This is a genomic window from Halanaerobium sp. DL-01, from assembly GCF_003338615.1.
Classification (GTDB): Bacteria; Bacillota; Halanaerobiia; order Halanaerobiales; family Halanaerobiaceae; genus QPJE01.
The window spans coordinates 1-13,137 of record NZ_QPJN01000043.1 but is presented as its reverse complement, the minus strand read 5'-3'; the positions used below and the strand labels follow the sequence as shown (position 1 = coordinate 13,137).

The 13,137-nt window shown below is 32.4% G+C and carries 8 protein-coding genes and 1 other annotated feature; of the genes, 7 read left to right on the top strand and 1 reads right to left on the bottom strand.

The genetic code is table 11. The annotated features are described in order from the left end of the window. Positions 1-157: 157 nt before the first annotated feature. Positions 158-363, top strand: a binding site (T-box leader). 52 nt (positions 364-415) lie between these two features. The 6 genes from ileS (at position 416) to lnt (ending at position 9,973) form a co-directional block, all read left to right on the top strand. After that, the gene (ileS, locus tag DER71_RS10915) at positions 416-3,214 is read left to right on the top strand and encodes an isoleucine--tRNA ligase (protein WP_114456835.1); all 2,799 of its coding nucleotides are present in this window, start codon (positions 416-418) and stop codon (positions 3,212-3,214) included. 304 nt (positions 3,215-3,518) lie between these two features. Beyond that, positions 3,519-3,950, top strand: a complete 432-nt coding sequence (lspA, locus tag DER71_RS10910) for a signal peptidase II (RefSeq protein WP_158531679.1) — start codon at positions 3,519-3,521, stop codon at positions 3,948-3,950. Between the two features lie 9 nt (positions 3,951-3,959). Further along, positions 3,960-4,871, top strand: a complete 912-nt coding sequence (locus tag DER71_RS10905; RefSeq protein ID WP_114456837.1) for an RluA family pseudouridine synthase — start codon at positions 3,960-3,962, stop codon at positions 4,869-4,871. Positions 4,872-4,991: 120 nt separating this feature from the next. Further along, positions 4,992-6,194: an FprA family A-type flavoprotein gene (locus DER71_RS10900; RefSeq protein WP_114456838.1), complete on the top strand. Its 1,203-nt coding sequence runs from the start codon at positions 4,992-4,994 to the stop codon at positions 6,192-6,194. A gap of 164 nt (positions 6,195-6,358) precedes the next feature. Further along, positions 6,359-8,416 carry an elongation factor G gene (gene fusA / locus DER71_RS10895; protein WP_114456839.1) on the top strand — a complete coding sequence of 686 codons (2,058 nt, stop codon included), beginning with the start codon at positions 6,359-6,361 and terminating at the stop codon, positions 8,414-8,416. Positions 8,417-8,500: 84 nt separating this feature from the next. Continuing rightward, positions 8,501-9,973 carry an apolipoprotein N-acyltransferase gene (gene lnt / locus DER71_RS10890; RefSeq protein ID WP_114456840.1) on the top strand — a complete coding sequence of 491 codons (1,473 nt, stop codon included), beginning with the start codon at positions 8,501-8,503 and terminating at the stop codon, positions 9,971-9,973. Here the strand turns inward: lnt and DER71_RS10885 are convergent. Beyond that, positions 9,970-11,727, bottom strand: coding sequence for an NFACT family protein (locus DER71_RS10885; protein ID WP_114456841.1), 1,758 nt, complete (start codon positions 11,725-11,727; stop codon positions 9,970-9,972). The genes lnt and DER71_RS10885 overlap by 4 nt on opposite strands. Positions 11,728-12,298: 571 nt before the next feature. On the opposite strand from DER71_RS10885, the gene DER71_RS10875 reads away from it, so the two are divergent. Beyond that, positions 12,299-13,137: transposase (locus tag DER71_RS10875; protein WP_147269419.1), on the top strand; the 839-nt coding region annotated here is incomplete at its 3' end.

Genomic DNA, 13,137 nt, shown 5'->3' with positions numbered 1-13,137 from the left:
AACTAATTCTCATCAGTTTTGAAGGAGAATTATCCACAAATTTGCCTGTTGATAACTTTTGATTTGTTTCTAAATAAAAAATGGGGAAACTCTATCCTGATAATAATTTGACTAATAACGATTAATAGTTTATAATTGTAAGAAATGTATTTATAATATTAATGCTTTGATCAGGATAGTAACTATTGGCATATTTAAAGCGAATCGGGTATGGTGTGAGCCGATAATATAAAAATAGTGAAGATCACCTGTGAGCTGATATTGCGAACACAAGTAGCAATATCCGTATTTCTGCGTTAAAGAATCTGAGATGATATTTTTTAATTATCAATTAGGGTGGTACCGCGGTCCTTCGCCCCTTTCCAGGGTAAGGACTTTTTTTAATTTTATATATTTTTAGGGAGGTAATAATTAAATGAGTTATAAAGAAACCATCAATTTACCAGATACAGAATTCCCAATGAGAGCTAATTTAAGTGAACGGGAAAATGATTTTCAAGCTTACTGGGAAAAGAATAATATTTATGAAAAAGCTGTTAAAAAAAGAGAAGGTAATAAACCATTTATTCTTCATGATGGGCCACCATATGCCAATGGAGATATTCATATCGGTCATGCACTAAACAAAATATTAAAAGATTTTGTGACAAGATATGCCACTCTGAAAGGTTATTATTCACCATATGTTCCAGGTTGGGATACCCACGGTCTTCCTATAGAACATCAGGTTACAAAAGAAATGTCAGATGAAGAAAGAGATAAACTTACTGTTGGAGAGCTGAGAGAAAAATGTACAAATTATGCCCTTAAATATATAGATCGTCAGAGGGAGCAGTTTAAGCGTCTGGGTGTTTGGGGAGAATGGGAAAATCCTTATTTAACACTGGCACCAGAATATGAAGTTAAACAGATTGAAGTTTTTGGGGATATGGCTAAGAAAAATCTTTTTTATAGAGGGAAAAAACCTGTTCACTGGTGTCCACACTGTGAAACAGCTTTAGCAGAAGCTGAAGTAGAGTATGGTGAAGAAAGATCACCCTCTATTTACGTTAAATTTCCTTTAAAAGATAAAGTAACTGTTGGTGGAGTAGATCTGAGTCCAGAGGACAGTTATGTTGTAATATGGACTACAACTCCCTGGACTATTCCTTCAAATATGGCTATTACATTTCATCCAGATTATTCATATGTGGTTGTAGAAGTTGATGGAGAAAAACTTGTTATGGCAGAAGAATTAGTAGAATCTGTTATGGCAAATACTGATATTAAAGATTATGAAGTAACTAGTGAACCTTTTAGTGGAAAAGAACTGGAAAACAAAAAATGCGTTCATCCACTTATTGATAGAGATTCGCTGCTTATAATAGGGGATCATGTAACTTTAGAACAGGGTACAGGGTGTGTTCATACAGCTCCAGGTCACGGTCATGAAGATTTTGTTGTTGGCCGAGAATATGGATTAGATGTTTATGCCCCAATGGATAACAAGGGATATTTTACAGAAGAAGCTGGAGAGTTTGCCGGCAAACATTTTGATGAAGTAAATATTATGGTTACTGAAAAACTCAAAGAAAAAAACCTGCTTATGGATTTAAGTTTTATAGATCATCAGTATCCACACTGCTGGAGATGTAAAGGGACTCTGCTGTTTAGAGCTACAGATCAGTGGTTTGCTTCCATAGATGCCATAAAAGATCAGACTTTAAAAGCAATCAGTGATGTTAAATGGTTTCCATCCTGGGGAGAAGAAAGAATGAGAAACATGGTTGCAGAGAGGTCAGATTGGTGTATCTCCCGTCAAAAAAAATGGGGAGTACCTATTCCTATTTTTTACTGTGATGACTGTGGTGAAACTGTAATTAATGATGATACTTTAGAGGAAGTTAAAAGGCTATTTGCTAAAGAGGGATCAGGTGCATGGTATGAATATTCTGCTGAAGAGCTTCTTCCTGAAGGATATAGCTGTCCACACTGTGGTGGAGATAATTTTACAAAAGAAGAGGACATAATGGATGTTTGGTTTGATTCCGGCTCCAGCCACAAGGCAGTTATGGAAGCAAGAGATTATTTAACCTGGCCTGCCCAGATATATCTGGAAGGTACAGATCAGTATAGAGGCTGGTTTAATTCTTCGCTTCTTACAGCAGTAGCTACTTATGGAAGAGCCCCTTATAATGAAGTCATTACAAATGGATTTACCGTTGATGATAAAGGTATTAAAATGTCAAAATCTCAGGGTAATATTGTATCACCACATACAGTTATTGATCAGTATGGGGCAGATATTTTGAGATTGTGGGTGGCATCTTCTGATTTCAAAAATGATATTAAGGTATCAGATAATATTTTAAAACAGAATTCGGAAGTTTACAGAAGAATAAGAAATACATTCAGATTTATACTTGGCAATATAAGTGACTTTAATTATGAAGATAATTATGTTGAATTTAAAGATAGGCCGGAATTTGATCGCTGGATTATGAATAGGCTGCAGGATTTAATAGCAAAAACTACTGCTGCTTATGATGTATATGAATACCACAGAGTTTATCATGATGTTCATAATTTCTGTACTATAGAGATGAGTTCGCTGTATGTCGATATAACAAAAGATAGACTTTATACAGATGGAACAGATTCTTTAAGCAGAAGGGCTGCACAGAGTACTCTGTATGATATTTTAATGGCTTTAGTTACACTTATTGCTCCAATTTTACCACACACATCAGAAGAAGTATGGCAGTTTTTACCTGATGAAGTAAAAACAGAAGAAAGTGTATTTTTAACTGACTGGCCTGAATGCAGAGAAGATTATTATGATGAATCTCTGATGGAAAAATGGGAAGCGCTGCTTAAGATTAGAAAAGATGTTGGAAAAGCACTTGAAATTGCAAGAGCAGAAAAAGAAATAGGTAATTCTCTGGAAGCAATGGTTGTTTTAAAAGCAGATAGTCAGCCTCAATTGGATCTTTTAAACAGCAACCAGGGGCTTTTAGCTGATCTGTTTATTGTTTCCCAGGTTGAACTTAATTCTGAACTTGCTGATGATAAAATTCATATAGGGAGTGAGACAGGTATAGGCGTAAAAGTACAGCCTGCTAAGGGAGAAAAATGTGCACGCTGTTGGAAATATAGTGAGACTGTTGGAGATGATAAGGAACATGAAGATATCTGTGAAAGATGTTCGACAGTAGTAAATGAAGAAAGTAGTTAATATAAATTATAATTATAAAACTCAAAGCGGCCTAAAAAGGCCGCTTTTTTGTTTTAATTGTAATAGTTATTTCTATTCATATTTATTCTTTATATGTCTAATAAAATAATAAGAGCATAAAATTATGTCAGAGGAAAGTTTTGTAAAATAATTTATCACTAGTTATATTATGGCTTCTGCAGCTAATTATTTTTTGATCGTTATATTCTAATTTTGTATTAAAATCTTGTTGGGGAAAACCATTTGTTTTTAGTGATTGTTCTTTTTTTTACATTATGTTAAAATGATAATGGAGCTGAAAAAAATGCTGTTTTTAATTATAATTATAACTGCTGTATTTGATCAATTGAGCAAATATATAATATCAGTACTGCTGAAGACAAATCAGGAAATTGTAATTATTAAATCATTTTTTAAAATAGTTAATTTAAAAAATTCAGGGGCTGCTTTTGGAATTTTAGAGGGTAGAAGAATTCTATTTATAATTGCTGCTGTCTTATTTCTTTTTTTCAGTATATATTTATATAAAAATATTTTTACAGATAATATGATGACAAAAATAGGACTTGGCCTTACAGCTGGAGGCACTATTGGTAATTTAATTGATAGAATTTTTTATGGATATGTTGCAGATTTTATCGATCTATCATTCTGGCCTGTATTTAATTTTGCTGATTTATTTATTACTGCTGGTATTATTATTTTGGTACGGGAAATTTTACTAATCAATTACTGAGGTGCTTATATGGAAGAAAAAATTATAACAGTGAATGCTGAAGATTCACAGAAAAGAATTGATAAATTTCTTGCCGAAAAATTGGAAGGGAAATCGCGTTCATATATACAGAAGCTGCTAGAAAACGGCAGTATAACTGTTGATGATAAAGAGGTTCAGAACAGCTACAGAATTAAAGAAAATGAATTAATTAGAATTAAAATTAAAAAAAACAAGAAAGCTGATATTAAACCAGCTGCAATGGATCTTGATATAATCTATGAGGATAAAGATATTTTAGTTTTAAATAAAAAGGCTGGAATTGTGGTACATCCAGCACCAGGTCATTATGATGATACCATTGTAAATGCACTGATGGCCTATACTGATGATCTTTCCGGTATAAATGGTGTTAAACGTCCGGGTATAGTTCACAGGCTTGATATGGATACTTCAGGTGTTCTGATTGTTGCTAAAAATGACCACAGTCACAAATCTCTTGTTGAGCAGTTTAAAATGAGAGAAACGCAAAAATATTATTTGGCACTTCTGAAGGGTAATATTCCTTATCAAAAAGGAAAAATTGATGCTCCTATTGGTAGAGATCCTAGCTCTCGGAAAAAAATGGCTGTTAGAAAAAGACATAGTAAGAAAGCAATCAGCCATTTTAAAATAAAAGAAGAGTTTAAAAATCATACTTTAGTTGAAGTAAAAATTGAAACAGGGAGAACACATCAAATTAGAGTCCATTTTTCTTATATGGGATACCCTGTTGCAGGAGATAAAAAATATGGGAATGGTGAGGAAAAATTATCTATAAATCGGCAGATGCTTCATGCATATAGGCTGATAATTACTCATCCTGTCTCCGAAAAAAAAATGGAATTTAAAGCAGAGCTGCCTGATGATTTTTCAGATATACTTAAAAAGTTGAGAAACTGATGTTTAGACTTTTCGGTTAAATATTTGTTTTTAATTAATATATTTTTCTATTTATAGCCTAATTTTAAAGAAGGATTTACAGCAGTTAAAAAGAAAATATAATACGAGGAGGTATTTATTATGTATAATTCTATAAAAATGACCGATGATGTTTACTGGGTGGGAGTGAATGATAGAGAGACAGATATTTTTGAGTCACTCTGGCCGCTTCCAGAAGGAATCTCCTATAATTCTTATTTAATAGATGATGACAAGGTAGCTTTAATTGATACAGTGAAAATCAATTACAATAATTCTTTTTTAGATAAGATTAAAAATGTTATTGGAGATAAAAAAGTTGATTATTTAATTGTTAATCATATGGAGCCTGACCATTCCGGTTCTATAAAATCTCTATGTGAGGCATATCCAGATATGAAAATTATCGGGAATCAAAAAACCATGAATTTTTTAGAAGGTTTTTATGGAATCACAAAAGGTACGAAAGTGGTTTCTGATGGAGATCAGATTGATTTAGGCACCCACAGACTGACATTTTATCTTACACCAATGATTCACTGGCCTGAAACGATGATGACATTTGATGAACATGATCAGATATTGTTTTCTGGTGATGCTTTTGGAGGTTTTGGTTCATTAGATGGATTTTTATTTGATGATGAACTAAATATAAATTTTTTTAAGGATGAGATAAGAAGATATTTTTCCAATATAGTTAGTAAATATGGAACAGTGGTCCATAACACTATTAATAGGTTGAGTAAAATACTTGATATAAAAATGGTGGCATCAACACATGGTCCTGTATGGAGAGAAAAAACGAATTATATCATTAGTGAATATGACAGATGGAGCAAACAGGAAACAGATGAGGGAGTTGTAATTGTTTATGGTTCAATGTATGGAAACACAAAAGTGATGGCAGAAGCTGTCGCCAGATCTCTTTCCGAAAATGGTATTGAAGAAATTAAGATATTTGATGTTTCCAGAAAAAACGTTTCTTTTATAATTAATGATATATGGAAATATAATGGACTGATTATGGGTAGCTGTACTTATAATAATGAAATTTTCCCACCAATGGATTATCTGCTTAAGAGTCTTGAAAGCAGAAATATTAAAAAGAGAGTTATGGGTATTTTTGGCTCTTACAGCTGGAGTGGGGGAGCGGTGGATAGATTAAAAGATTTTAGTGAGAAAGTCAGCTGCTGCACGGCTGAACCTATAGTAGAATCAAAATTTGCCCCAGATAGAAAAATACTCGAACAGTGTTATGAACTTGGTAAAAATGTTGCCCAAAAAGTTAAGAAAAACAATCAGTAGCAGTACAATAATGAATTTTTTTGGATAAAATTCATAAAATTGCAGGAATTTAAACAACTATTATAGAATAGTTTAAAAGCAATTATTAAAATCTTCAAATAAATATACTTTAAGATTTGAAGCAGAAACATACGATAATAATTATTGAAAGGCTGGTGTAAAAATTGAGTAGTGTTGAGACCAAAGATATCCGAAATTTCTGCCTTATTTCCCATGGAGGGGCGGGTAAAACAACATTAACAGAGATGATGCTTTTTAATACAGGCCAGATTGCTGAACCTGGTAAAGTTGAAAAAGGAAGTACACATTCTGATTATACAGCTGTCGAAAAAGATCATCAATATTCAGTAACTAACAGTTATTTTTCTTTTTCCTGGAAGAATAGACTTATTCATTTAGTCGATACACCTGGTTATGCTGATTTTAGGGGGGAGGTAGCCAGTGCACTAAGAATGGTAGAAAGTGCTGTCTTATTAATTGATGGAAGTTCAGGTATTGAAGTAAATACAGGATATGTGTGGAAATCTGCTGTAAAAAATAATCTTTCAAGGGCTATATTTATTAATAAACTTGATAAAGAAAATTCTAAATTTGATGAGGTTGTAGAAGAACTTGAAAATGAGTTCAATACAAGTTTAGCAGTTATTTCAATACCTGTAGGAAAAGGTGAAAATTATGAAGGCATTATAGATCTGCTGGATGAAAAATTTTACAGGCTGGAAAATGGCAAAGAAATAGCTGCTGATATTCCAGAATCTGAAAAAGATAGGGTTGAAGAATACCGCACCAGACTTGTTGAATCAGTAGTTGAATTAGATGATGAGTTGATGATGAAGTATCTTGAAGATGAACCTATTTCAGATAAAGAGCTGACCAAAGCTTTTGTTAAAGGTGTTGAAATGAGAGAAGTTGTACCTTTAATGGCAGGATCAGCTTTAAAGAACTCCGGGGTAGACAGGCTGCTTGATCATTTAATAAAAATTTTCCCATCACCAGACAGCGAAAATTTGGACGAAATGGTTTCAGATGGAAGTGCTCCTGAAATTAGCATAGATGCACCATTTAGCGGCCTTGTATGTAAAACAATGGTGGATCCCTATATAGGTAAGTTGTCTATCTTTAGAGTGATTTCAGGTACTTTATCCAGAGATGATATAGTACATATTCCCAGAATTAATGATGAAATAAAAGTTACTAAGCTTTATAAATTGAATGGTTCTGAACAGGAGACTGTTGAACTGCTTTCTGCAGGAGAGATTGGGGCTGTTGCAAAACTGGATGAACTAGAAACTTCAGATACTATTAGAAATCCTGAACTTGATGTTGTTTATAAAGATATTGATTTTCCAAAACCTATGTATACAAAAGCAGCATATGCAGCAGATAATAATGATGAAGAAAAAATGGCTTCTGCTCTGCAGAGATATAGTCAATCTGACCCAACATTTAAAGTTGAATATAATAAAATAACAAAAGAACTTTTAATTACAGGTATGGGAACAGTTCATTTTGCTGTTGTAAAGGATGAGTGTAAAAGAAAATTTGATGTTGAATTTGAAACATCAGATCCCAAAGTTGCATATAAAGAAACTATTCAGACTAAAACTGATGTTGAGGAAAAATACAAAAAACAATCTGGTGGGCGAGGCCAATATGGACATGTATTAATGAAGATAGAACCTTTATCAAGAGGCGAAGGTTTTAAGTTTGAAGAAGAAATATTTGGTGGAGCAATTCCCAGTCAGTATATACCGGCAGTAGAAAAAGGTATTGTAGAAGCTATGGATGAAGGAGTTCTTGCTGGTTATCCTGTTGTTGATTTTAAAGTTGTGCTTTATGATGGTTCATATCATGATGTTGATTCATCTGAAATGGCATTTAAAATCGCAGCTTCTAAAGCTTTCAAAAAGGGAATTGCACAGGCAAAACCAGTATTGCTGGAACCTATTATGGAAGTTGAAGTTACAGTTCCACAGGATTTTATGGGAGATATTATAGGAGATTTTAATTCCAGGCGCGGTCGAATATTAGGTATGGATCCAAAAGATGGTGTTCAGATAATTAAAGCCAAGGTTCCGCAGTCAGAAATGTTCAGCTATGCTGTTGATTTGAAATCAATCACCGGTGGTTATGGAACATTTGATATGAAATTCTCTCATTACGACAAAGTACCATCAGATATCAGTGATAAGATTATAAGTGCAGCACAAAAAGAAGATTAATATAAAAGGCCAGCTGTAAAAAGGCTGGCCTGCTTTAATAAATAAATTAATATATAATTGATTGGGTTATCTGGAGGAATAATTATGGTTTTTTTATTAATAATATTAACAGCAGTATTATTTTCTATCCCGGCATATTTCCCCTCACTATTTTTTTTCAGCTGGCTTGCATTTATACCTCTTGTGATTGTTATTTTTGGGGAAAAACCACAAAAAGCTTTGATTAGAGCCTGGACAGCAGGTTTTTTTATTTCTCTTTTGAAAAATTATTGGATTTATCAGCCGCTGAAAGATTTTACCTCTATTTCTGCAGTTTTTATAATTGTTCTTCCACTTATATATTTTATTATAAGCGGCTTATGGATGGGGATATGGGCTTTTGTAAATAATTTTATGCAGTCTAAATATGAATTTAGTCCATTTATAGCAGCTTTTATTTGGAGTACAATTGAGTTTTTTCGTTTAAACTGGATAAAATTACTTCCTTTCAATTATTTGGCTTATTCTCAATACAAATTTAATCCACTGCTGCAGCTGAGTTCGGCAGGTGGTATCATTTTAACCGGTTTTATAACAGTACTTCTGGGAGGGTATCTTGCAAAAATTTATTTAAAACCTTCTTTTAAAAGAGCAGTACCCTTTTTAATAATTATTTTTTTAATAGTTACTTTTCCTTATTTTTATATGTCAGATATTACAAGCAGCTATAAATTTACAGAAGCAGAGATTATTTCAACCAAAATTTTGCAGAAAAATAAATGGGATTTTGAAAATACAGAAAAAATTATTGATGAAATTACTGCAAAGATAAACAGCAGTAAAAATGATTTAATCTTTACCCCTGAAACATCCTTAACTTTTGATTTTAATAGAAATGGATATTATAGAAATCTTTTTAAAAAGAAAATTAATATTCAGGATAAATATATTCAGATTGGCAGCAGATCTTCTGGAAATGATAAAAAAAAAGAGAATATATATAACAGCCAGTTTTTAATTAACAGTGAGCTGGATATTTTGGATAGATATAATAAAAATGAATTATTTATTTTTGGAGAATATATGCCTTATCCTGATCTTGTTGGTTCACTGACAGGCTATTATGTTGAAGATATTAGTTCTGGAGAAAAAAGAGAACCTTTTCAATTAAATGATCTGTCATGGCTTAATTTAATATGTTCAGAAATATTTTTTCCAATTAAAAATCAGCAGCAGGAGTATGATTTTATTGTTAACCCAAGCAATGAAGCCTGGGTTAGGTCAGAGGTTTTAAAAAATATGATCTGGTCAACAGCTGTCTATAGAGCTGTTGAAAATAGAAGATCAGTTGTTAAAATCAGTAATATGTCGTATTCGGGTTATATTTCTCCAATCGGAAGAGAAATTAATAAAAATTATAAAAAGAGTGAGAAAATGCATTTAAAAATTGCACTAACTGATATAACAAGTTTTTATCAGCGAAACGGAGAAATTGCTGGAAAGACAATTTCTTTATTTACCATTTTTCTATTAATGATAAAAATTACAGCAGCAAAAAAGAAAAAAAGCAGCAGTTAATCTGCTGCTAATCTTTCGACCAGTTTTTCATCTGGGTCTGTATATATAGTTTTGTAATCATCATAATAAACAAGGCCAGGTCTGGCTCCTTTTGGCTTATTTACATTTTGAACTTCTGTAAAATCTACAGGTACATTTTTAGACTGCCGCGCTTTGCTGTAATATGCTGCAAGTACAGCAGCTTCATTTAGGGTTCTTTCAGGTACATCTTTATCTGTATCACGCTTAATAATTACGTGGGAGCCGGCAATAGTTTTTGTATGAAGCCAAATATCACCAGGATTTGCTATTTTTTTGGTTAAGTTATCATTCTGCCTGTTATTTCTGCCAACTAGAATAGTATAGCCGTCACTGGAGAAAAATTTGCGCGGACTACTTTTATCTGGTCTGCTGTTTATTTTTCTTCGGCTGCTGTTTTTTTCTTTTATATATCCTTCAGATTTTAGCTCTTCTTTTATTTCTTCTAATTCTTCTTTTTTTTCTGCCTGTTTAATATTCAGACTTACCTGATCTAAATATTTTTCTTCATGTCTTAGTTTTGCAATTTCTTTTTTTATATAATTTACACTTTTTTTAAGTTTATTATATTTTTTGAAATATTTTTGAGCATTTTCTGATGGAGTTAAAGAAGGGTCTAAATCAATGTTTATATTATTTTGTTTTTCGCTGTAAAAATCTGTCAGCACGGCTTTTTCCATTCCTTTTTCTAATTGATATATATTAGCTGTGATTATTTCGCCTATTTTTTTGTATTTTTCGGCATTTTTGCTTTCTTTTAGTTTTTTATATAATTTTTTTTGTTTTTCTTTATTATTATTTAAAAAGGAGCCGGTAATTTGTGACAGCTGTTTTTTTAATTTGTTAAGTTCTTTTTCTTTGATGAAGAATCTATAATAATAGTCCAGCATTTCTCCTGTGTTTTCAAATGTTTTGTGTTCTGCTGCCTGTCTGTGTTCTAATGGAAAGGCAGAAATATAATCTATCTCAAAATTTTCTTTTATTCCCAGAGTCGGTTTGAAATTTTTATTTTTAATATTTTCAGTTAATGATAAAAATTCGTCTGCAAGTGCATTTTTTTCGGCTTTGTTTAAATTTTGATAGCTTTTATTATAATCAACCTCAGCCTGATAGGCAATTTCTTTTGCAGAATAAGGCCCTATTCCTCTAAAATTATACATAATAGATTTAAAAGCAGATTGTTCCAAATCTTTTTTAACAGCAGAAAAAATGTCGGTCTTTGATCTTACTTTAATGGGATTAAATTTATTCTGTCCTGGAGGATATTCATATTTTATTCCTGGATACAGCTGTCTTTTTCGGCTTATCTTTTTACCAATTCTTTTTAAAGAATCAAGTACTATACCTTTATCATCAACCAGGATAATATTGCTGTATTTTCCCATCAGTTCTGATATTAATTTAAATTTATTATTCCGTTTTTCTATAATGATTTCTATAATACGCTCAAAATCAGGTTGAATAATTTCTTTTATATAGGTATCTTTAAGATGTTTTCTTAAAAGCATGCAGAAATCAGGTGGATAAGGTGGAAAATCATAATTTAATTTTGTTAAATGCATTCTGGCATCCTGTGAATCAATAGAGACAGCTAAATTTAGATTTTTACCGGTTTGACGCAGATTAAAGACAAGCAGTTTATTTTCTATCTGATAAACTTTTTCAATTCGTGCTCCAATTATTTCCTGTTTAAGGTCACTTTTTATAGCAGAAAGCATTATACCATCAAGTGCCATATTTTATCACTCCTATCTTTTCTATACTTTAGTATAAAAGAAAGATGATAGTTAGTCAATCAATTAAAGATAGGAGTTTCCCCAAAATTTATTTTTAAGCTGCAAAAAGGGGGCTTTAGTCATCAACGAAATTTTTAGATTTATCTAAAACTCAATTCGGGTGTGAAATAGGGCACACTAATCAATGAGTCCTCCTGACTCATGATTAGCTCACTCCATCCTGCAGTTCAACCCTATTTTTTCCTTCATTTCGTTAAGATTCATTGACTAAAAATTTCAATATTCCTGCATCTCCCCTTTTTGCAGCAGTATATAAAAAATGGGGAAAGTCTATTTGAGTAAATTGCGAAGCAAATGAGGCTTTTAATAACAGTAAGTACAGAGGGTGATAATTTTTCTTTACCCCAGAAACAGGGTATATAAGGGTATTATTCAGGGAAAAAGCATTAAAATAAATAAATTGACCCCAGATCGTAAAAAAATGCATAAAAAAGGGTGAAACCCCTTGGTATAAGTGATATAATGGTAGTTAAGAAGAACAACCAAAATACTTAACAAGGAGGTTTCACCTGTGGCTATTATACCACAAATGAGTCTGTTTGACTACCGTGAAATAGAATCTTTAGGAGATTTAGAAAGATTACGTCTTGTTCTTGAATATTTACCCGATGAAGAATTTATGCAGCACCTGGAAAATGAACGGGGTAAAGGCAGAGATGATTATCCCATAAGAGCCATGTGGAATTCGATACTGGCAGGTATAATCTTTGAACATAAAACAACAGCAAGTTTAAGGCGTGAGCTTTCGCGTAATGGACAGTTAAGGAGTATGTGTGGATTTAAGAATTGTAAGGTACCACCGCCCTGGGTTTATAGTCGTTTTTTTAATAAATTACTGGAAGATGAACATCAAGAATATATAGAAGGAATTTTTAATAAATTGATAGAAGAATTAAAAGAATTACTTCCGGACTTTGGAGAAACACTGGCTGTAGATGGTAAAGCAATAGATAGCTTTGCTAATTCTCATGATTACGATAAAAAGGAAGAATTGAAAAATGATAGAAGACGAGATTTAGATGCCGATTATGGCAGTAAAACGTATTGCTATGAGGATGAAGAAGGTAATAAATACAAAAAGGTAAAAAGCTGGTTTGGTTACAAACTCCACCTGATAGTGGATGCAGCATATGAACTGCCGGTAGCATTTAAAGTAACCCCGGCCTCAAATGCAGAGCAGCCGGCAGCTCATGAACTAATAGATGAGCTTGATGAAACACATCCGGAGATAATGGAAGACTGCAATTATTTTCTCGGAGACAGGGGTTATGATGATGGAAAATTAATAGCAAAATTATGGGAAGAATATAAAATCAAACCGGTTATTGATATTCGTAACATGTGGAAAGA

Coding starts and splice junctions, on each gene's coding strand:
- ileS (WP_114456835.1), top strand. CDS start 416: ATGAGTTATAAAGAAACCATCAATTTACCAGATACAGAATTCCCAATG.
- lspA (WP_158531679.1), top strand. CDS start 3,519: ATGCTGTTTTTAATTATAATTATAACTGCTGTATTTGATCAATTGAGC.
- DER71_RS10905 (WP_114456837.1), top strand. CDS start 3,960: ATGGAAGAAAAAATTATAACAGTGAATGCTGAAGATTCACAGAAAAGA.
- DER71_RS10900 (WP_114456838.1), top strand. CDS start 4,992: ATGTATAATTCTATAAAAATGACCGATGATGTTTACTGGGTGGGAGTG.
- lnt (WP_114456840.1), top strand. CDS start 8,501: ATGGTTTTTTTATTAATAATATTAACAGCAGTATTATTTTCTATCCCG.
- DER71_RS10885 (WP_114456841.1), bottom strand. CDS start 11,727: ATGGCACTTGATGGTATAATGCTTTCTGCTATAAAAAGTGACCTTAAA.